The sequence below is a fragment of the Actinomycetota bacterium genome (assembly GCA_012837825.1).
GTDB lineage: Bacteria > Actinomycetota > Humimicrobiia > Humimicrobiales > Humimicrobiaceae > Humimicrobium.
In genome coordinates this window covers 1-22,142 of record DUQM01000059.1, presented here as the reverse complement: position 1 = coordinate 22,142, position 22,142 = coordinate 1, and the positions used below count along the sequence as shown (strand labels likewise).

At 34.4% G+C, this 22,142-nt stretch carries 25 protein-coding genes and 1 tRNA gene; 25 read left to right on the top strand and 1 reads right to left on the bottom strand.

The window, feature by feature from the left end; genetic code table 11:
* The 25 genes from xerD to GXZ93_04410 form a co-directional block, all read left to right on the top strand.
* The coding region (gene xerD / locus GXZ93_04530; GenBank protein ID HHT79045.1) for a site-specific tyrosine recombinase XerD at positions 1-981 on the top strand (981 nt) is incomplete at its 5' end.
* An 86-nt stretch (positions 982-1,067) separates the two neighbouring features.
* Complete coding sequence (locus GXZ93_04525; GenBank protein ID HHT79044.1) at positions 1,068-1,823, top strand: site-2 protease family protein; 756 nt, start codon at positions 1,068-1,070, stop codon at positions 1,821-1,823.
* 43 nt (positions 1,824-1,866) lie between these two features.
* Complete coding sequence (gene trpS / locus GXZ93_04520) at positions 1,867-2,853, top strand: tryptophan--tRNA ligase (protein HHT79043.1); 987 nt, start codon at positions 1,867-1,869, stop codon at positions 2,851-2,853.
* Positions 2,846-3,604 (top strand): segregation/condensation protein A, encoded by a 759-nt coding sequence (locus GXZ93_04515; GenBank protein HHT79042.1) that lies wholly within the window; start codon positions 2,846-2,848, stop codon positions 3,602-3,604. Before trpS ends, GXZ93_04515 begins: the two co-directional genes overlap by 8 nt.
* 31 nt (positions 3,605-3,635) lie before the next feature.
* A complete protein-coding gene (scpB, locus tag GXZ93_04510; protein ID HHT79041.1) occupies positions 3,636-4,208 on the top strand; it encodes an SMC-Scp complex subunit ScpB in 573 nt (190 codons plus the stop codon).
* 3 nt (positions 4,209-4,211) lie between these two features.
* Entirely contained in the window at positions 4,212-4,934 is a 723-nt protein-coding gene (locus GXZ93_04505) for an rRNA pseudouridine synthase (GenBank protein ID HHT79040.1), read from the top strand.
* Between the two features lie 82 nt (positions 4,935-5,016).
* A complete protein-coding gene (locus GXZ93_04500) occupies positions 5,017-6,144 on the top strand; it encodes a prephenate dehydrogenase (protein HHT79039.1) in 1,128 nt (375 codons plus the stop codon).
* A gap of 13 nt (positions 6,145-6,157) precedes the next feature.
* A complete protein-coding gene (gene aroA, locus GXZ93_04495; protein HHT79038.1) occupies positions 6,158-7,450 on the top strand; it encodes a 3-phosphoshikimate 1-carboxyvinyltransferase in 1,293 nt (430 codons plus the stop codon).
* A 28-nt stretch (positions 7,451-7,478) separates the two neighbouring features.
* Positions 7,479-8,219 (top strand): (d)CMP kinase, encoded by a 741-nt coding sequence (locus tag GXZ93_04490; GenBank protein ID HHT79037.1) that lies wholly within the window; start codon positions 7,479-7,481, stop codon positions 8,217-8,219.
* Positions 8,220-8,221: 2 nt separating this feature from the next.
* Positions 8,222-8,881: a 1-acyl-sn-glycerol-3-phosphate acyltransferase gene (locus GXZ93_04485; protein HHT79036.1), complete on the top strand. Its 660-nt coding sequence runs from the start codon at positions 8,222-8,224 to the stop codon at positions 8,879-8,881.
* 1 nt (position 8,882) lies between these two features.
* Positions 8,883-9,776 carry a 4-hydroxy-3-methylbut-2-enyl diphosphate reductase gene (ispH, locus tag GXZ93_04480; GenBank protein HHT79035.1) on the top strand — a complete coding sequence of 298 codons (894 nt, stop codon included), beginning with the start codon at positions 8,883-8,885 and terminating at the stop codon, positions 9,774-9,776.
* Positions 9,751-10,845 (top strand): DUF512 domain-containing protein, encoded by a 1,095-nt coding sequence (locus GXZ93_04475; GenBank protein ID HHT79034.1) that lies wholly within the window; start codon positions 9,751-9,753, stop codon positions 10,843-10,845. The genes ispH and GXZ93_04475 overlap by 26 nt, the downstream gene beginning before the upstream one ends.
* Positions 10,842-12,155: a ribosome biogenesis GTPase Der gene (gene der, locus GXZ93_04470; GenBank protein ID HHT79033.1), complete on the top strand. Its 1,314-nt coding sequence runs from the start codon at positions 10,842-10,844 to the stop codon at positions 12,153-12,155. The genes GXZ93_04475 and der overlap by 4 nt, the downstream gene beginning before the upstream one ends.
* 46 nt (positions 12,156-12,201) lie before the next feature.
* Complete coding sequence (locus GXZ93_04465) at positions 12,202-13,230, top strand: NAD(P)-dependent glycerol-3-phosphate dehydrogenase (GenBank protein ID HHT79032.1); 1,029 nt, start codon at positions 12,202-12,204, stop codon at positions 13,228-13,230.
* 124 nt (positions 13,231-13,354) lie between these two features.
* Positions 13,355-13,433: transfer RNA gene (locus GXZ93_04460), tRNA-Pro, on the top strand.
* Between the two features lie 123 nt (positions 13,434-13,556).
* Positions 13,557-15,005, top strand: coding sequence for a phosphoglucomutase/phosphomannomutase family protein (locus GXZ93_04455; GenBank protein ID HHT79031.1), 1,449 nt, complete (start codon positions 13,557-13,559; stop codon positions 15,003-15,005).
* A 39-nt stretch (positions 15,006-15,044) separates the two neighbouring features.
* On the top strand, positions 15,045-15,464 hold the full coding sequence (locus GXZ93_04450; protein ID HHT79030.1) for an FHA domain-containing protein: 420 nt from the start codon (positions 15,045-15,047) through the stop codon (positions 15,462-15,464).
* 10 nt (positions 15,465-15,474) lie between these two features.
* Positions 15,475-16,191, top strand: a complete 717-nt coding sequence (locus GXZ93_04445; protein HHT79029.1) for a MerR family transcriptional regulator — start codon at positions 15,475-15,477, stop codon at positions 16,189-16,191.
* Positions 16,188-17,495 (top strand): D-alanyl-D-alanine carboxypeptidase, encoded by a 1,308-nt coding sequence (locus tag GXZ93_04440; GenBank protein ID HHT79028.1) that lies wholly within the window; start codon positions 16,188-16,190, stop codon positions 17,493-17,495. Before GXZ93_04445 ends, GXZ93_04440 begins: the two co-directional genes overlap by 4 nt.
* 32 nt (positions 17,496-17,527) lie before the next feature.
* Complete coding sequence (locus GXZ93_04435) at positions 17,528-18,676, top strand: DUF3048 domain-containing protein (GenBank protein HHT79027.1); 1,149 nt, start codon at positions 17,528-17,530, stop codon at positions 18,674-18,676.
* Positions 18,677-18,714: 38 nt separating this feature from the next.
* On the top strand, positions 18,715-19,302 hold the full coding sequence (gene hpt, locus GXZ93_04430; protein HHT79026.1) for a hypoxanthine phosphoribosyltransferase: 588 nt from the start codon (positions 18,715-18,717) through the stop codon (positions 19,300-19,302).
* A gap of 40 nt (positions 19,303-19,342) precedes the next feature.
* Positions 19,343-19,843: a bifunctional nuclease family protein gene (locus GXZ93_04425; GenBank protein HHT79025.1), complete on the top strand. Its 501-nt coding sequence runs from the start codon at positions 19,343-19,345 to the stop codon at positions 19,841-19,843.
* A 97-nt stretch (positions 19,844-19,940) separates the two neighbouring features.
* Positions 19,941-20,462, top strand: coding sequence for a MerR family transcriptional regulator (locus GXZ93_04420; protein ID HHT79024.1), 522 nt, complete (start codon positions 19,941-19,943; stop codon positions 20,460-20,462).
* Between the two features lie 65 nt (positions 20,463-20,527).
* A complete protein-coding gene (locus GXZ93_04415; protein HHT79023.1) occupies positions 20,528-20,917 on the top strand; it encodes a hypothetical protein in 390 nt (129 codons plus the stop codon).
* 11 nt (positions 20,918-20,928) lie between these two features.
* The gene (locus GXZ93_04410) at positions 20,929-21,480 is read left to right on the top strand and encodes a serine acetyltransferase (protein HHT79022.1); all 552 of its coding nucleotides are present in this window, start codon (positions 20,929-20,931) and stop codon (positions 21,478-21,480) included.
* Between the two features lie 185 nt (positions 21,481-21,665).
* On the opposite strand, the gene GXZ93_04405 is transcribed toward GXZ93_04410, so the two are convergent.
* Positions 21,666-22,142 (bottom strand): DUF4214 domain-containing protein (locus tag GXZ93_04405; GenBank protein ID HHT79021.1); only part of this gene is annotated, 477 nt, incomplete at its 5' end.

The following is a 22,142-nucleotide window of genomic DNA, read 5'->3' as shown; positions in this document are numbered from 1 at the left end:
GACAATCATGAACTTGTAGAACCCGACAATCATGAACTTGTAGAACCTGGCAATCATAAGCTTATAGAACCTGACAATCATAAGCTTGTCAGTGAATTTAAAGATTATCTCAAATTTGAAAAAATGCTCTCTTCCAATACAGTTAATTCATATATACGCGACATGGTAATTTTTTTTAACTATGCCGAGTCAAAAAAAATAAATGTTCTCAGCATAACCTATGAGGAAATACTGGATCTGCTAAAAAATTTTCATGAAAAATACAGTGAATCTACAATATCAAGACTTCTGTCGTCGATAAGGTCTTTTTACAGATTTGCATTAAAAAATGACTTTATAAAGTACAACCCTTTTTATGAAATAAAAAACCCCAGGAAACCATACAGCCTGTTTAAGATTCTGGACGAAAAAGAAGTACAGAATTTTCTGGAGAACATACCGTATGCTTCAAAACTACAGTTAAGAGACAGGGCAATGATGGAACTTCTTTATTCTTCAGGCTTAAGAGTAAGTGAAATTGTAAATCTGAAATTAAATGATATTGACTACGAAAATTCCATGCTTCGCTTTATAGGCAAGGGCAATAAAGAAAGAATAGTGCCTGTGGGTAAAACTTCACAGAAATTTCTATCATCTTATATAAAAGCAGCCAGACCAAAAATACATCCCAAAAATGAAAACAAAAGATCAAATGATTATGTTTTTCTTAATAAAAACGGCGGCAGACTGTCTCGTCAGGGATTCTGGAAAATATTAAAAAGTTATGAAAAAAAAATAAATCCCGAAAAAAATATCTATCCCCACTTGTTCAGACATTCCTTTGCCACCCACATGCTTCAAAACGGAGCAGACCTGAGACTCGTTCAGGAGCTCCTTGGCCATAGCAATATTTCTACTACACAGATATATACCAATATCAATAAGGATTTCATAAGAGAATCTTTTATTAAAAACCACCCGAGAAACAAAAAAAACCGGTAAACGACTGTGCCTATTTAAGTTTTTCATAAAAAGGTTGTATAATTGGCAGGATTATTTGCAATTATTTTAAAAAAGAGTATTAAAAAATGTTTGAAAATATATTTTTGGAATTTAAAAGTTTTATACTGCAGCTTTTGATAGCAGTTCCCGGAATCTATCTTGCTGTTATTCCACATGAAGTAATGCATGGGTATATTGCTTTGAAAAACGGGGATTATACCGCAAAGAACATGGGCAGGCTTACAATGAATCCCCTGAAGCATATAGATATCATAGGAAGTCTGGTCCTGCCAATACTTCTGATACTTTTAAGATCAAATATAATTTTTGCCTATGCAAAACCTGTACCTATTAATCCGACATATTTCAGGAATTTTCGAAAAGGTCTAAGAAATACAGCTGTTGCAGGTCCCGGAACAAATCTTGTTATTGCTTTTTTAATAGGTTCTGTTTATGGATTAATAATTTTTATATATTCTTTAATTTCTAAAATACCTGCCGGGATTATTCTTGCCCGGGGTCTTGACTTCTCTTTTATCGGGCAAAGCGGTTTCAGTTTTTTTGGAGTAATAAGCGCAATGCTTGTATATGCAATAAGGATAAGTATTTTTCTGGCAATTTTTAATTTTCTGCCGATTCCGCCTCTTGACGGTTCGAAGATTGTTGCGTCTTTTCTTCCCGAAAGAGCCATGTATAGATATCTGAGTATAGGCAGAATGGGTTTTTTTATGATATTTGCCATACTTATGTTTTTCGGAAGATTTTTATGGACTTTTTTAAATCCTGTAATTAATTTTTTATTTTTAAATCTCGGCTTCTGGTGGAGATTCTTGATAAACTGAAATATTTGATTATAAATTTATACAAAACTCGGGAGTGGATCGGATGGTTGAAAAACAAATAATGCTTACAGGATTCAGACCTACAGGCAAGCTTCACCTTGGTCATCTGCATGGCAATATCGTAAACATGATTAGGTATCAGCATGATTATGATAATTATTTTTTTCTTGTTGACTGGCATGCTTTGTCTACAGAGTATCAGAATCCTTTAAATATAAAGAATAATCTTATCGAATGCGCTATTGACCTGCTTGCACTTGGTATTGATCCGAAAGTCACTCATCTTTACAGACAGTCGGATATTGCTGAAATTCCGGAACTTACTCTTTATCTTTCAATGATAACTCCTCTGTCATGGCTGGAAAGGTGTCCCACATACAAAGAACAGGTCAGGGAATTGAAAACAAAAGATATCTCCACTCTTGGTTTTTTGAGTTACCCTGTCTTAATGGCAGCTGACATACTGATAATAAATGCTGATATTGTCCCTGTAGGAGAAGATCAGCTTCCTCATCTTGAGCTGACAAGAGAAATTGTAAGAAGATTTAACAGTCTGTACGGAGATTATTTTAAAGAACCAAAAGAGCTGTTGTCAAAGTCAACAAGAGTTGTGGGATCTGATGGCAGAAAAATGTCCAAAAGTTATGGAAATGCAATATTTCTTTCCGATGACTGCAAGACAATAAAAACAAAAATAAGACAGATGATAACTGATCCGTCCAGAATCCGGATAACAGATCCCGGACATCCGGAAATCTGTAATGTATTTTCATTCTATAAGATTTATATGGATGATGAAATAAAGGAAGTTGAAGACAGGTGCAGAAATGGAAAAATTGGCTGCATAAAATGTAAGGATGAGATAGCTCAGGTTATTCATGACTCACTAAGAGGCTTTCAGGAAAAAAGAAAAAATCTTGAATCGGATATAGGATATGTAAGAAAGGTTCTTTCAGATAGTAAAGATTATGTAAAAAATGTCGCTTCAGATACGATAAAAATAGTAAGGGAAAAACTGGGAATTGGATGAGAACTACAAAACAGGGCAGAATAGTGACTTTGTAATCAATTTTAATTACTTTAACGGCCCTATAAATATTTTACTTGATCTTGTATTGAAGAAGAGAGATTTCATATATGAGATAAAAATCAGTGAAATAATAAGGGAATTTATCAACTTTATTAATAAAAACAGACATAATACGCTTGAAGAACTTTCTGGTTTTATTTATATAATATCGATTATGCTTGATTTGAAGTCAAAATCCCTCATCCCTTCAAAAAATGATACTGTTTTACAGGAAGATAAAAATGATAGCCCGGATATTCTTAGGCAAAGGGAAGAAGAATACAGAACTTTCAGAGAAATAAGCGGGTATTTTTCTGAATTAATTGAAAATGAAGAAGTTTATTTTCTAAGGGAAGCCCCGACAGAAGAACAATTTCTGGATTTCTTTCACGAGATGTTTAAAAGAGTGAAAGCAAAAGATCTGCAGGCTATTGCATCAAAATTACTTTCAGTAAAACTTGAAAAATTCAATATTGCTGAATTTTATAACAAAAAAATTACAAAAAACATATTTCAGGAAATAAGCAGGATAAAAAACGTTCTGCAGTCCAAAGACAATATTTCCTTCAAAGAACTTACCAATGAGTACAGCGATCTGATTGATATAGTGATTTCTTTCTTATCCATACTTGAGCTGTATAAAAATGAAGATATTGATATTGAACAGTTTGAAATATTCGGAGAGATAATCATCAGGAAAATTGCAGCCTGATTTTCATAATTATATTTTTAAATAAAACGACATGAGCGAAAAAGAAGAAAATTATTTTCCGACATCATTATATGAAGAACTTATGGAAGGCAGGCCTGATATAAAAACCTGTATTGAAGGAATCTTGTTCATATGTGAAAAACCTGTCACTGTCCATGAAATTTCCAAAGTACTGAATTATGAAAAAAAGAAGATACAGGAAACTATAAACCTTCTTGAAGATGAATATATAAAAAACAATAGAGGTTTTATAATCAGAAAAATAGGAAACGGATACAGGATGTACAGTAATCCTTCCCTGAAAGATGTGCTTAAAAATTTTGTCAATACTTCACAGAAAGTCCATATGACTCAGGCTGCACTTGAAACACTTGCGATAATTGCATACAGACAGCCTGTAACAAGACAGCAGATTGCGGAAATAAGAGGAGTTAAAACAGACAGTATTGTGATAAGCCTTGCAAATAAGGGACTTGTAAAAGAGTCAGGCAGACTGAAAGTGCAGGGCAGTCCCATATTATACCGGACAACTTCAAAATTTCTGGAAATGCTCGGGTTGAAAAGCATTGATGAACTGCCTGTATTAAATATAAAGGAAAATTAGAAATTGCTGATAAGAATATCCAAATTTCTATCCAGAGCAGGCATTGCTTCAAGACGCAAAAGCGAATTACTTATACTTGAGGGTAGAATAAGTGTAAACGGGATTACGGTAAAAGATTTAAGCGCCAGAATTGATACCCGCAGGGATAAAGTAAAATTCAATAATAAGGAAATTACAATTCCGGAGAAAATATATCTTGCTTTAAACAAGCCCCCCGGATATCTGAGCACTGTAAAAGATGATTTTAAAAGAAATACTGTAATGGATCTTGTCAAAGGTTTTAAAGACAATGTAAGACTGTTTCCTGTTGGAAGACTGGATTTTGACTCAAGGGGACTTATTTTGCTCACCAATGACGGTGACTTTGCGCTGAAGATTACTCATCCGAGATATATGGTAACCAAATCATACGAAATAATTCTGGACAGACTGATTGAAACAAAAGATATCAGAGCTATTAAGGAAGGTGTTGGGCTGGAAGGCCGAAAGATAGCTGTTTCCGAGTTTCAGGCAGGTACTGAAAATGCCGGAAATAATATTGTAAGGATTACCATACATGAAGGGAGAAAAAGAATACTGAGAAAACTCTTTGACTTCCTTGGTTACAAGGTAATTGATCTTAAAAGAATAAAAATAGGTGAACTGTCTTTAAATAGTCTCAGGGAAGGTGAATACCGTGTGCTGGACAAAGATGACATAAAAAGAGTGTTGGGGAATAATGTATAATAAAAATTCAGCATATATTTTGGATATTTTTTTCTTTTTTTTATTATAATTAAAAAATAAAAAATGATTTAAAAGGTTTTAAATGAAAAATATAAGAAATATTTCCGTAATAGGTCTGGGGCTTATAGGAGGCTCCCTGGCTATATCCCTGAAAAATATAAAAAAAGACATAATCGTAACGGGCTTTGACAGAGATTCTGAAGCTGTTAGCGTAGCATTATACAGAAAAATAATTGACATAGCCGCCGGCAGCTACAAGGAAGCAGTCATTGACGCAGATCTGGTTATTATCGCAACACCTGTAAGGCTGATTGCTGATATTGCTTTTGAAATAAAGGATCATCTGAAACCGGACACGATAGTAACAGATGTGGGAAGCGCAAAGTTAAATATCGTTGAAAAAATAAATAAAATACTTCCGAAAGGAGTAATATTTATCGGAGGGCACCCAATGGCCGGTTCAGAGAACGAAGGTGTTCTCAGTGCCAAACCTGATCTTTTTTTAAACGCATATTACATACTGACACCTACCGATACAACCAAATCTGAAGCTCTGGTATCCCTTCATAATCTTTTTACAAAGATAGGTGCAAAAGTCATAACAGTATCTCCGATTGAACACGATAAAATAGTTTCGCTGATAAGTCATCTTCCTCACATACTTTCAACAAATCTTGTAGCTCTTGTCGACAGCAGGCAGAAAGATATTAAAAACCTTTTTAAATTGTGTGCAGGAGGTTTCAGGGATATGACAAGAATTGCTGCATCCAACCCGAAAATGTGGGTTGATATCAGCCTTGAGAACAAAGAAGAGATTATAAATTCAATAAATGATTATATTTCTTTTCTTAATAAATTTAAGGAAAGTCTGTTAAATGATAATGAGGAATATATCAGATATCATTATGACAGCGCCAGAGAAGCGCGTTTAAACCTTCCCAAATACATTGATAAGGACATCTCCAAGCTTTATGAGGTAAGGGTGGAAATGACCGATGTAAGGGGTGTTTTAAGCGAAATAACGCTGGCTATAAGTTCTGCAGGCGTTAACATTGAAGATATTTCAATTTTCCATTCAACTGAAATACTTGGCAGAGGAATACTTAAAATACTTGTACATGGAGAAAATGCCGGAGTTGTGTCCAGGGAGGCTCTGGAAAAATTAGGTCATCATGTAAGTATCAGAAAAATAATAGGTGAAGATGAGTAAAGAAAAAACAGTCATGGATATAAAAGGACCGTACAGCATTAATGGTATTCTGGAAGTACCCGGAGATAAATCCGTTTCCCACAGAGCTGTTATGATATCTTCCCTTACAAAACAAAAAATCAGAATAGATAATTTCCTTCCTTCGCAGGACTGCTTGAAAACACTTGCAATAATGGAAAAAATAGGTGTCACATATAATATGGATAAAACACATCTTTTGATTCAGGGTTGCGGTATTGATGGGTTTGAGGAACCTGATGATGTTTTGTATGTCGGGAATTCCGGAACTTCAATAAGGCTTCTGGCCGGTCTTTTAAGCACATGCAGTTTTCTTTCTGTCCTGACAGGGGATTCTTCAATAAATAACAGACCTATGGGCAGGATAATAAAACCCCTGAGAGACATGGGCGCGGAAATTTTTGGCAGGGCAGGTGATAATAAAGCACCTTTGGTAATATTTGGCAGGGATCACCTGAAGGGGAAAACATTTAACTTTGATATATCAAGTGCGCAGGTAAAATCATGCCTGCTTTTTGCAGGCCTGTCTGCAGACGGAATCACTGAGATAAGGCAGCCGTCTGTTTCAAGAGATCATACTGAAAGAATGCTTGAATATTTTGGAGCAGAAGTAGATTATGGTGAAGGGAAGAATGTAAAAATAAAAAGATCAAGCCTGACCGGGAAAAATCTTTATGTTCCGGGCGATTTCTCTTCTGCTGCTTTTTTTATTATTGCTGCTCTTATTCTTGAAAATTCGGAAATTATTATCAAAAATGTAGGGATAAATCCGACAAGAACATATCTGCTTGAGATTTTAAAAAAAATGGGCGGAAACATAGAAGTAAATAATTATAGAAAAATAAATAATGAACCTGTTGCAGACCTCAAGGTATCTTCCAGCGACTTAAAGGCAGTAGAAATTGAAAAAAAATTTATTGCCAATATTATCGATGAAATACCCGTACTTAGCGTGGCATGTGCTTTTGCCAAAGGCAATACATTAATAAGCGGAGCGTCGGAGTTAAGAGTCAAGGAAAGCGACAGAATAAAATCGATTGTAAATGAATTCACCAAAATCGGTATAAAAATAAAAGAGAATAAGGACGGCTTTATTATTTACGGCAACAAAGAATATGATTTGCTGCAGGCAGATATCGAATCATACGGTGATCACAGAATAGCAATGTCTCTTGCGATAGCGGCACTGAAAGGTAAAAAAAGAATATCGATAAAAGATACCGACTGTATAGATGTCTCTTTCCCGGGTTTTAAAAGAAAATTATTCAGCGTTCTCAATATGGAATAATTATTACCATACAGAAAGAAATAAAAAATTGAAAGATTCAAATTCAAAAAATATTCATAATATAATAACGATTGACGGGCCCGCCAGCAGCGGAAAAAGCACAATAGCCAAAAAAATAGCAAAGGATATCGGCCTGAGCTATATTGACACCGGTGCAATGTATAGAGCAATTACCCTGATTGCACTGGAAGGCAATATTGATCTTGAGGATGAAAAAGCTATACTGGATAAGGCAAAAGACTATACAATAAGACTTGATTCCAATGCATCTGATCCTGAAAAATATACAAATATTTATCTGGATGACAGAGATATTACAATGGATATCCGCAGCAGGGAGGTAGGAGAAGCGGTTTCAATTGTTTCCAGGCTGTCGGGAGTACGAAAATTTCTTGTTTCGCTTCAGAGAGATCTTTCAGAAAAACAGGCTTCCGTAATAGAGGGAAGAGATACCGGAAGTGTTGTATGTCCTGATGCGGTTTGTAAAATATATCTTACGGCGGATATAGACGAAAGAGTCAGAAGAAGGGAAAAACAGCTGAATGTCAACAGGCAGGGAGCTGATAAAAATCAGATTAAAAAAGAAATCGAGAGCAGGGACAGGATAGACAGTACCAGAAAAGACAGCCCTCTTGTAATACCTGATAATTCCCGGGTAATTGACACTACAGGGATGAGCATTGAACAGGTATGTGATGAAATAAAAAATGTCTATTACGGAAAAATAATAGAAAAAAGAAATAAAATTAAAAACCCGGACTGTTTTTAAAAATGAATATCAATCTTTTTAAAACCAAAAGAAGCAAAGCTTATTTACTTCTTCACAGATCAATACAGTTTGTTGTAAATATCATACTCAGGCTTTTATTCAAAATAGAAATAATAAACAGGGAAAAATCATTTTATAAAGGAAAACTAATACTGTGCTGCAATCATTTCAGTGCTTTAGATCCTGTTCTGATGGGTGAATATTACCCCGGACCGGTTTATTTCATGGCTAAAAAAGAATTATTCAGAAAGTTCTTTTTTAGAAATTTAATAGAATTCCTTAATGCATTTCCGGTTAACAGATCAGGGGTGGACAGAGCTGCAATAAGTAAAGCCGTTGAAGTAATAAATTCAGGAAATACTATCGGAATATTTCCTGAAGGGACACGCTCTTCCGGAGAAGAAATTGGAAAAGGCCATAAAGGCCTTGCGCTGATTGCTTATCTGACAGGCGCTCCTATTCTGCCTATGGCGGTATGTAACCTTAAAAAAGTTTCACATGGTAGAAAAAAAACAATACGGCCAAAAATAAGAATAATCTTCGGTGATATCATAAATACCGAAGAATTTTTCAGAAAATATCCAAAAAGAGAAGGAATAGACATGCTTTCGGCATATGTGATTGACGATTTAAAAAAATTATTTTCCAGGATAAATTATTGAAATGCAGATTGTAATAGGTGAATATTCGGGTTACTGTCCGGGCGTAAAAAGAGCCGTAAAGATTCTTGACGGTGTTATAAATACTTCATCAGACAGCAAAACCGTTAATAAAATATATACTTATGGCGAGATAATACATAATCCTAAAGTGGTTGACTCTTACATAAAAAAAGGTGTGGGTATTATTAAAAACAGCTGCTTATTAAATCCCTGTGATACGGTTGTAATAAGATCTCACGGAGTAAGTCCTGAAATAAAGAATTCTTTTAAAAATATAGGCACAAATATAGTCGATGCCACTTGTCCTTTTGTTTCGAAAGCTCATGAAATTGCAAAAAATCTCAGTAGTGAGGAATATTTTATAATACTGATTGGAGAGAAAAATCATCCTGAAGTAAACGGAATAGCGGGAAATATTAAAACCGGTTTTTATACTATAGTTGAAAACGAGAAAGAATTGGAAGATCTTGACTGCAAAAATAAAATAGCTGTTCTTTCGCAGACAACACAGACAACTGAAAATTTTAACAGAATATGCCGTAAACTGATTGAAATGTTTTCCTGTGAGATAAGAATTTTTAAAACCATATGCAAGACGACTCGTTTAAGACAGGAAGAAGCCTTGAGAATAGCTTCCCTTAATGATGTAATTATTGTGGTCGGGGGCAAAAACAGCGCAAACACCAAAAATCTTAAGGAACTGGCTGCTTCTGTCCAGGAAAAAACATACCATGTTGAAGATGAACTGGAATTGAAAAAAAAATGGTTCAGAGATACGGATAATATAGCCGTTATCAGTGGAGCATCTACCCCTTACACTGACCTTGAAAATGTCAAAAAAAGAATAGAAAGTTTTTTTAGTATTTCAGATGTCTATAAAAAAATGCAGGAATAAATGTATTTTTTGTTTTATTGACCAGCTTCCAAAAGGTCTGAGAAAGACACTTTATCTGAAAGACGACGATTATCTTGAATCTTTCAAATACGGCAATTTTATTACGCTTACAAACCTGAATGAAAGAGATATTGAAAAAATAACAAAATACAATCTTTCTCCTTTGTATATCTCTTTCCATAGTGCAGATTTAAAGACAAGAGATATTATTTTTAATAAAAAGGGGCATTTCAGGGCAGTAGACTTTCTGAAAGTTCTTGACAAACACAATATAGTCACAAATATACAGATTGTTGTATGTCCCGGAATAAATGATGGTATTGATCTTAAAAATACCTTGTTTTTTTTAAACAGGCTCAGCAATGTTCACTCAATCGGACTTGTTCCTGTAGGTATAACCAGATACAATAAAAACAAAAGACTGCGGCCTTTTGATAAAATTATCTCAAATGATCTTATCAGCCTGGTTGATGATATTAAATTTAATGAAAAGATCAAAAACATCTACTTATCGGATGAGTTTTATATAATCGCCGGCAAAAATATTCCTGGAATTAATTACTATGATGATTTCCCACAAATTGAAAATGGAATAGGACTGCTGGCTGATTTTAAAAATGATTTTATCAACATTCTGGATAAGTCAGTGATAAAAAATGCCGACACTGCTATAGCAACCGTAAAAAAGACAGGGGAAAAAACCAATATACTTGTGCTTACGTCTGAATATTCTAAAAATTTTATAAAATCACTGGCAGGTGAACTTATAAACAGAGTTGGAAAATTAAACTTAAACTTTAACATGAATGTTATGGCAGTAAAAAATGAAATATTCGGCGGAAATGTAAAAGTAACGGGACTTCTTTCTTTTGATGATTTTACAAGACATATTACATCAATAAAAGATATTAATAATTATGATAAAATATTTATCTCGGATATTATATTTAATAAAGAAGGAATAACTCTTGATGATAAGAATAAAAAGGATTTCAGAAAAATATCAGGTAAAATATCATTTGTGAAAAATAATGGAAAATCATTTGCAAGGGAATTGTTAAAAATATGAAAGACGGCTTAAGTGTCGTATCCGTAATAGGAAAACCGAATATTGGAAAATCAACTCTGATAAACAGGATGTGCTCCAGCAAGGAAGCTATTGTCCATGAACATCCTATGATTACAAGAGACAGAAAATATTATAAAGCTGAATGGAATAATAAGAATTTTTACATTCTTGATACAGGAGGAATGGATTTTAAACCTGATGACAAGCTGTCTCTTCAGATCCTGCTGCAATCCCGAAAAGCAATAGATGAGTCAGATGTCATTATCTTTCTTGTTAATTTGAGAGAACCCTTGTCAGTGGCCGACGAAGAGATTATTTCTCTTTTAAGAAAAACAGACAAGAAGATTATCTTTGCAGGAAATAAATGGGATAGCGAAAAAGGAGATTACTACACTGAAGATTATCTCAGACTGGGGATAGGTTATCCCATAAAAGTATCTGCAATGCACGGAATAAATATAGGCGACCTGCTTAATGAAGTAACCGATAATATTGACGGCATCACGGAAACATATAATGAAGATGAAGACTTGTCTGTTCCTGGAATCGCCATACTCGGACAGCCAAATTCAGGCAAATCCACACTTTTCAATACTCTCATAAAAGAAGAAAGAGTCATAGTCAGTGAGGTTGAGGGCACTACCAGGGACACGATTGACAGTGTTCTTGAACATAATGGCAGGAATTACAGGTTTACAGATACCGCCGGATTAAAAAGAGACAAAGTGGTTGAAGAAGATCTGGAATACTACAGCAAATTAAGGACTCTGAGGATAATAAAAGAAGCCCAGGTAGGTCTTGTGCTGATAGACAGTACAACAAAAATAACAAAACAGGATATAAACATAATAAATACATGTCTTAAAAGCGGCACGAGTGTAATAATTCTTATTACAAAAACAGACCTGTCGGACAGGGAATCTGTTGACAGCATAATAGAAGAACTTGACAGAAAACTTTACTTTGCAGACTATATTCCATTTTTAAAGATAAGCGCAATTCAAAACAAAGGAATAGAAAAAATATTTAAACATATAGATGTCATTTTACAGGAAAGAGCAAAAATCATTCCTGAAAACAAGTTAATGTCGGTTTTTAAACAAAAAGAAGATTCCAGCTATATATACGTTTCAGGAAAAAAATACAAGCTTAAATTTATCAAACAGATAGGAGCAAACCCGCCTTTTTTTCTTGTATTTTCCAATATGGATATTTCTTCAAAAACCAATATTAAGAATTATATTGAAAAAACATTAAGGGAAAATTATGAGTTTAATGGCACTCCCATAATGCTGAAATTTAAATATTAAGGTTAATTATCATTTTTATTATAAACCGGTGTTTGATTAATAATAAATGAAAGAAATACTTGTAATAGGTTCAGGAAGCTGGGGAACCACAATTGCGCTTATGCTTGCGCAAAAAGGATACAGAATAGATATATGGTCATTTGAAGAAGCTGTTGAGGAAGAGCTAAACCGGTATGGGACAAATAAAAAATATATAGGCGAATACTTTTTTCCGGCTGATTCCATTTATGCTTTCGGAACTGATAAAATAGACAAAGCAGCAGACAGAATAAAACCATGCCTTGTGATATTTGCTGTTCCTTCGCAATTTATAAGAAGCGTTGTGTTAAAGCTTGATGATTTTATAGCAAAATCATGCAAAAATGCTTTTGCTGTTGTCAGCGTTGCAAAAGGAATAGAAAAGGAGACAAACTTAAGGATATCCCAGATATTAAAAGAACTTCTGCCAGACTATCTCAAAGATAAAATCGCAGCTCTTTCGGGACCGAATATTTCTTCAGAGATTCTTAGAAAACTGCCAAGTGTTTCAACAATTTCCTCTGAAAATGAGAGCATATTAGGCACTCTTCAGAAAATTTTTTCCAGTGATTATTTCAGAGTATATACCAATAAAGATATTATTGGCGTAGAGCTGTGCGGCGCTCTTAAAAATATTATTGCAATAGCTGCCGGGTTATCTGACGGGCTTGGTTATGGCTCAAATACAAAAGCTTCTATTATAACCAGGGGACTTTTTGAACTGGAAAAATTTGGAAGAAATTATGGTGCAGAAAGCAGAACATTTGCAGGCATTGCGGGAATGGGGGATCTGATAACGACCTGCGTAAGCTATGCCAGCAGAAACAGGCTTGTAGGGGAGCGGCTCGCGAAAGGTGAGAACATCGATTCAATAAAAAATTCAATGAGCATGGTGGCTGAAGGAATCGAAACTACGAAAGCTGTTTATGACATGTCCGGTAAATTAAAAATCGAATTGCCAATTATAAAATGCGTTTATGACATCATATATAAAAATGAAAATGTCATGAAATCTGTAGAATTACTAATGGGAAGAAGTTTTAAATCCGAATATTAAAACCGGTTCATTTTTTATCTTTAAAACCGGTTCAAATATTTTTTGTTATCTGATTTTTTATTATTCAGGGACCATATAAGCTTTACTATTGATTATTAATAATTTAAAATAACAATGTCTGATCCGGGGCGTGGCGCAGCTTGGTTTAGCGCACCAGTATGGGGTACTGGGGGTCGGAGGTTCGAATCCTCTCGCCCCGACCATTTTTAAATAAAATTTAAGAAAAAAATTCAGTTTCCATTTGCCGGTTTTTTTAAAAAATTAATGATTTTTTCATGCTATATAAAAAATTATTAATTAATAGCAAATAAACAGAAGAGAAAAAAATGAATAAAATAAAATTTGGCACAGATGGCTGGAGAGACATAATCGCGGATAATTTTAATTTTGAAAATCTCGGAATAGTAGTCAATTCAATAGCAAGGCATATTATAGAAAAAAAAGAAAATAAAAATGGCATTTTCATTGGATATGATAACAGATTTCTTTCAGAAGAATTTGCCTCCTTTTCTGCAAAAATATTAAGCGCATATGGTTTTAAAGTTTTTTTGTCCGATAAAAGTATTCCCACTCCGGTAACTGCTTTTAATGTCCTTGACATGAAGCTGGACGGAGCACTTATGATCACCGCAAGCCATAATCCTTCCAAATACAACGGAATTAAATTTATACCCGATTATGGCGGACCGGCAACAGACCTGATAACCTCTGATATAGAGGAGAATCTGAGATTTTTTTTGGACAACAGAGATGCGCTGCGTTCTTCATCTGAGAGCATTGATGAAAATATAGTAATCTTGACTGAATTTCCTACATATTATGAACATATAAGAAAGCTTATTGATTTTGCTTCAATTAAAAAAGCAGGGCTGAAAATTGCCGCCGACATGCTTTATGGGGCGGGCATAAATGTATTTCCAAAAATCCTTGACGAAATTTCCGGAAATGAAACAAGAGTTCTAAATAATAAAAGAGACGCTTTATTCGGGGGAAAGTTGCCTGATCCTTCAGAAAAGAACCTTGTGGAACTTAAGAAAATAATACTTGAAAAAAGATTTGATATCGGAGTGGCTCTTGATGGCGATGCAGACAGATTTGGGGTTATTGACTCAGCCGGAGTATTTTTAAATCCCAACAAGGTAATATCCCTTATATTTTATTACCTCTGCTCTGTAAAAGGTTATAAAGGAAAGGATCTGAAGGCAGTAAGAACAGTGGCAACCACTCATCTGATAGATGAAATATGTAAAAAATTTGATATCGGCTTAATTGAAACACCTGTCGGATTTAAATACATTGCCGCTGAAATGATAAAGAACGATGTGCTTATAGGCGGAGAGGAAAGTGGCGGATTAAGTATCAAGGGTCATATCCCGGAAAAAGACGGAATTGCAGCAAATCTGCTGCTTATTGAGATTCAGAGTTATTTAAAAACTCATCTTGATAATATAAGCCTTTCTGAATATCTGAATAACATAAACAAAGAACTGGGATATTTTTTCAATGAAAGAATGGATATGGAAGTGCCGAGAGAAAAAATGGTCGGCATTATTGACAGTTTTAAAAAAATGAAGGGCAGTTCTGTTGAAAATATAAAAATAAGTAATATTTTAACAAAAGATGGTGTAAAATTGTTATTGGAAAATGATGCCTGGGCACTTTTAAGATTATCAGGAACAGAGCCCCTGATTAGATGTTATATAGAATCAAGAGATGAAAGCTTTTTTAATGTTTTCAAGCAATATATGATTAAAGCTATAAAAAATTTGCTCTGATTATTTACTTTAATTTTTATTATGAATAATAATAACAAAATGGAAGACGACAATAAGAAAATCTCTTCAAAAACTGAATCAATCATAGAGCAGAAGATTGAAATAAAAGAAGAGCTTACGGAAAAAACGATTAGCCAGTTAAAAGAAATAGTCAAAAAGGACAATGCCGGTCTTTTGGTTTTAAAAGGCACAAATATTGGTGAAATATTTGCCATTAATAAAGAATATTTTAACATTGGCAGAGAAATAGATTCAGATATTTTCCTTGACGACATCACGGTTTCCAGAAAACATGCATCCATTATGAAAACAGATAAATATTTCAAAGTAGTCGATATGGGCAGTCTGAACGGAATTTATGTGAACGGGAAACTTATAGAGGAAAAATACCTTGAAAACGGAGACAAAATACAGATAGGAAAATATGTATTTTATTTCTTTTGTTTGAATAACGAATAAAGTTATTTAAATGAAAACAAAAAAGAACTATATAACCATCAGTAAAGTGGTGGAAAAATTTAAAAAGTACTACCCCGATATTTCTGCAAGCAAAGTAAGATTTCTTGAATCAGAAGGTCTCTTATCCCCAAAAAGAACTCAGAGCAAATATCGCATTTACGGAAAAGAAGATATCATTAAACTTGATTTTATTTTAAAAATGCAGAAGCAATATTACATGCCGCTAAGCGCCATAAGAGAAAAAATAAATTCTGTAGATTTTGTTCTTGATTTTAAAAATGAGGACATTGTAAAACAGCTAAAATTTGATTTAATTGAAGAAAGCAGCATTTCTTTAAAAGATGATTCCATTGCTGTTGAAGAACTGATTAAAAAATTGGAAATCAAAGAATCTTTTTTAAATGAGCTAATGAATGAAAATGTTATTTATTTTGAAGAATTTGAAGACAGAAAAATAATAAAAAGTTCAGAAATAGAAATAATAAGAATTGCTGCCGAATTATTGAAATACGGCATTCAGCCGAAAAATCTTAAATTATTTGATAATTTTTCTGCAAGAGAATCTTCTTTTATTCAGCAGATAGCTCTACCTGTAATTATGTCAGGGAGCAAAGAATCCGTGGTAAAAGCTACTTCCATAGTAAAAGATCTGGAAATGCTTTTATCAAATTTAAGACATCTTATGGTCAAAAGGAACAATAAAGCATTTCTTGAGCAATACAAATGAACCCGGATTTACTTACGCAGGCCAGAAAAAAAAATGAAAAAACCACAAGAAAAACCCTGTCAGCTTATTTTCTGTCAGTTTCAATCCTGATAATTTTTATTATTCAGCTTTTTCCCCTAAAACCATTATTTGCTGACGATAATAGAGGCAGCATCCCAAGAAAGTATATTGACACGGTAGCCGTATCTGCAATTGTGGAAGATTATAATTCCGACAGAGTGCTATGGGAAAAGAATTCCGACAAAGCCATGTATCCTGCAAGCATTACAAAAATTATGACAGCCATTATTGTTCTTGAAGAAGCGGAGAATCTGGAAGAAACGATAAGAATATCTGAAAATGCCAGAGGCAGGAATTTTTCCAGTATCAATTTCAGGGTAAATGATAAAATCACTGTAGGAGATCTTTTAAAAGCTGCTCTTGTCTCTTCAAACAATAATGCAACCATTGCTCTTGCAGAACACATATCCGGCAGCGAAAAGGAATTTGTAAAGCTGATGAATAGAAAAGCAAAAGAAATAGGCGCGTTAAATACAAATTTTGAAAATACAAATGGTCTGGACAGTGAAAATCCCGGGCACAGATCAACGGCAAAGGATCTTGTCATGATTGCAAAATATTGTATGGCTAATGAAAAATTCCGGGAAATTGTGTCTCTGAAGGAAGCAAGGATATATTTAAGCGGAAAAGAAATAATAATTCAAAACACCAACTCTCTCCTGGATGGCGATTTTATAAAAGGAATAAAAACAGGTTATACAAATAATGCAGGTTTCTGCTTGATTACATATTCCAAAAAAGAAGATGTTGAACTTTTATGCACTGTTCTGGGAAGCTCATTGTATGGAAGAAATTACGATACTTTAAGATTGCTTGACTGGGTTTATGACAATTACAGATATGAAAAAATAATTTCAAAGGAAGAACCGGTTTCAACTGCTTATGCAGGCAATGATTTTTCGAATGCAAGCTTTGATCTTTTTCCCAAAAAAGACTTTACTCTTCTTTTGAATAGAGCAGAAGACAGAATTTTTTTTGATTTTGATATAGACCGGAATATAAAATTTCCTGTTTTAAAGGATAAATCTTATGGTAAAATGACTGTATTCTTAAACGGCAGTCGGCTTGAAGAATTTGATCTATGTTCTCGCAGCGAAATGAAATCTCCGGAAATCCGAATAAGCCATTATGAATCTTCTTACGGAGAAATTGTCAAACTGCTTCTTATTTTCACCTTATCATTTTATTTTTCTGCTTTTACATTTATAATAATTAAAAATTTAATAAGATTGAAATCAAATTAATAAACCCAAATTTTAAATCTAGTGGAGGTATCGTGAAAACAGGTCAAAAAAATGCAGTATTTGTAAGAATTCTTGCTATTACATTGATTGCTTTGATGTCATCAATGCTTCTTTTTTCTTTTGCATGCAAGAAGGAGGCAGTAACCGAGGAACCAAAAATAGATGTGGAAGAAACTACTACTACTTCTGCTTCAAAAGATTCTGAAGAAACAGAAACTACCAAAAGGTCCATATCTGAATTGGAAATAACAGGCAATATTAATTTATTAACCGGATTTGAAATATCAGATAGTGTTTTAAATACAAGACCATTTGCAGTTATGATAAATAATGCGGGAGAAGCAAGACGTCAGTCAGGCTTGAACAAGGCTGACTGTGTTATAGAAGTTGTAGACGAAGGCGGCATAACAAGACTAATCGGTATTTTTTCTTCCAAAGATGCAGAAGTAGTCGGTCCTATCAGAAGCGCCAGACAATACTATGCTGAAATGTCAAGGATGTTTGATCCTGTATATGTTTTCTGGGGGACATATCCTGAAGGATATAAGATCGTTGATAACATGGACATGGATGTACTGACACCGCTGGGAGATCAGAGCGGTGCAAGCAGCATCACAGCAAATATGGCTGAGGGTAAAGACGCATGGAGGGATTCCACAAGAGTTGCTCCTCATAATGCATATTCTTCAACAGAAAAGCTTAAAGCAGCTGCGGAAAATAACGGATATGCTATAGATGGCGGACAGTCTCCGTTTAGCTTTAAACTGGATGCCTCTGAGGAAAAAAGGGGAACGGTCAGCGATATAAAGATTGATTTTTCAGTAGCATCATTTGCTTCGGATTTTAAATATGACAAGGCTTTGAATAACTATAAGAAATCAACAGGCGGCAAGGAGGATGTCGACAGGGAAACAAATGAAAATCTTTATTTTAACAATGTCATAGCTCTTGTAACTGATATTGCGAATTCCGGAGATTCAGCAGGCCATATGATTGTAAGAACAACCGGAAACGGAAAAGCCTTCTTTTTCTTTGACGGAAATGTAGTTGAAGGTACCTGGGAAAGAACAAATATTCTTGACCCTATGGTCTTTAAAGACAGTGCAGGAAATGAAGTTCTTATCAACAGAGGTTCCACTTATATCGGTATGATACAGGGAGCGGACAGAGTAATTTACTAGAACAGAATTAATAATTGAAAGACGATTTTAAAAATAAAATAGTTGATTTTGATTACGATGATATATTAGGCAGGGTTCTGTTTCCAAGCGAACTTATTCAGAATAAGGTAAAAGAACTTGGGAGCAGGATTACTGCTGATTATAAAGACAAAGAACTTGTAATTATCTGCATACTAAGAGGGGCGGTAATATTTCTGACTGATCTGATAAGAAATATTAGACTGCCTTTTTCCATAGATTTTATCGGTATTTCCTCTTACGGGATCAATCAGCCTGATTCAGGGATTGTCAAGCTTACCAAAGACCTTGAAGAAACAATTTTCGGAAAGCACGTTCTGATAGTCGAGGATATTATTGACACAGGACTTACACTTGGCTATCTGATCAGAAACCTCAGATCAAGGGAGCCTGAAAGCATTGAAGTCTGCACCCTTATTGACAGAGAAATAAGAAGAATTGCAATGCTTGACATAAAGTACTGTGCTTTTAAGGTAGCTGAAAAATATGTAGTCGGTTACGGTCTGGATTACAAACAAAAATATAGAAATCTTGAATCCATATATGAGCTTAAAACAGATGCAATTAAAAAAGATATTGAAGAGATGAAGTCATCCCTTAATATTTAGATTTCTTATATTATTTTTCATTATTTCCGGTTTTCATGCTATGGATGACAAAAACTTTAAAGAAAATTATATCCTTGTAAATCTTGAGGGCGTGAGAATAGAGCAGCCTTCCCAGAAACCTATCATACTGTTAAGAGAGCATAATGGAGACAGATTTCTTCCTATATGGGTTGGTAATTTTGAAGCTTCTTCCATAGTCCTTGAAATGGTTAATTTTAAATTTCCCAGACCAATGACTCATGATCTTATCATAAATATATTTGATGTTTTTAAAATTAAAGTAAAACGCATTGTCATTTCAAAAATTATCAAAGATACTTTTTTCGCATTTCTTGATTTAAAAAAAGATGACGAGGATAATATAACTATTGATTTAAGGCCTTCAGACGCGATTGCCATTGCTGTGAGATTAAAGTCTCCTATTTATGTTGCGGAAAATGTTCTTAAAAAAGCAGGGCTGAAAATCACATCAATTGAAGAAGAGGTAAAGAAATTCAGAGATTTTCTGAACCACGCCTCTCCTGAAGATTTTAATATCTGAAACCATGCTTTTTAAATACTCTTGCCAGATTTAAGATCGTTAACTATAATTACAATGATGTAATTACATTAATGTAATTATAGTTATATTTTAAATAATGAATAAGTACTTAAAACAAAAAAGCATAGAGAATAGAAGTTTCACAAATTTTGATATAAAAACTCCGCCCCAGGAAAAGAATATATACGGTTCCCGCGATGTATGCAAGATAACAGGACTTACATACAAACAGCTTGATTACTATGACAGAACTGATTTCCTAAGCCCTTCTGTTAATCAGGCGGTAGGGTACGGCTCAAAAAGAATGTACAGCTTTAATGATCTCCTCAAGCTTAAAGTGGTCAAAAGCCTTTTGGATGCAGGCATAAGTCTTCATAAAATAAGAAAAACAAAAAAATATCTTGAACTTGACGGAAACGGGGAAGACGCTTTTCTTAAAGTTACTCTCATATCGGACGGCAATACAGTTTTTGCATGTTATTCCGATAAAGAGATCATCGATACCATCAATAACGGACAGGCTGTTTTTGGAATAGCCCTTGAAAAAGTATATAACAATCTTAAAGACGATGTGGAAGATTTTCTCAGGAAAGCAAGTCGTTCAGAAAAAGAGATGTAATGAGTTTGGTGTTTTATAAAAAATATTTATATTGATTATTATATATACAGAAAGCAGAAAGATAAATGAATACAAAAATGATGGGTGCAATTGATAATAGAAACAAAAATAATACCCCTGTATCCAATATAATAAATGCCGAAGAGATTGTTTTTGCAAATGACAGTGAAAAAGAATTTGCCAAAATATTAGATTTTTACCGGATAAGATGGCAGTATGAACCCAAAACTTTTCCTCTTGAGTTTGACAGCCGGGGAAATGCGACTTTATCTTTCACTCCTGATTTTTATCTGCCTGATCTTGATCTTTTTATTGAGCTGACAACCATGAACCAGAATCTTGTTACAAAAAAGAATAAAAAAATCAAGAAAACAAGAGAGCTTTATCCGGAAATCAACATAAAACTCTTTTATAAAAAAGATTATGACAGCCTTCTTTTTAAATTTATGAAATGACAGAAAGTATTATGGAAGGTAATTTAAAAGGCGATATCAGCCAGCTTTTTAGTAAACATGGTACCTTATCGGGTAAACCGGGCATCCGGGGCGCTTTTAGGATTTTATTGGTTAAACCGGGTGTTCAGGCAATCATTGCTTACAGGTTTTATCGCAAGCTGTATAAATGGCGCTTAAAGCTTTTTGCGGAATTTTTATGTCGCATAAATTTTTTCTTTAACGGTGCAGAAATAGATCCCGGAGCAGAAATAGGTCACGGATGCAGGATATGGCATGCTTCGGGTGTGGTGATCGGAAGGGGAGTGGTGATAGGAAAGAATGTAAGTATTTTTTCCAATGTGGTTCTCGGTGGTATTGGTCATTCAATTTTTCACCATGGAGCCCCGGGTTATCCGATAATTGGGGATAATGTCAATTTATATACAGGCGTAACAGTACTCGGGCCTGTTAAAATAGGAAACAATACGACAATAGGCGCACATTCGCTCGTTTTAAAATCCATTCCTGAAAACAGCCTTGCAGTCGGCAATCCTGCAAGAGTAATAAAGCAAAAGCAGACTTAACTTTTATTCTCTACCTTAACTCCTGCATTTATAACAACAGGATTTGTAACAACAGCAATCATCATAAATAGGATAAAAGCAGAGACTGCGCTAAAAAGACATATAAAATACAGTCTTATTTATATATTATCTATATCTATATCTTATCTATATTTATATACCAATTACTTATATCCGCATACTGCTTAAGGTGCTACATTAAACATATGGCATATATCATGCCATTCCTTATTACTCATAAAAGCTCTTAATGTATCAAGCTTGGATGCGCCGCTATCCATATAATCTACCCAGTTCTTAAATCCGGAGCTGTCAGGTGTTCTTGACAGAAGTGATCTGTATAGAAATGTAATAAACTCTTCATTGTCCATTTTCTCTACCTTGGAGCTAAGCTCGCCGGAAAATACAAAGCGCTCTGCTACCTGGCTTGCTGTAAATACACCTGTGTTTAACTGTTCTTTCCAGTAATCAAATCCGCTGTCATCATAAAGCCTGCCAAGTATATTATCATACAGCATCTTAATAAAGCCTTCGGGAGTTGGACCGTAATATGCAAGAAGCTCATCTATGCTTAAGTCTTTAAGCACCCAGTCCCGGGGGGAAAGAGGTGGATGGGCAGTTACATAGGCAGATATATTATCAAAGTGTGCCTGACCATTAAG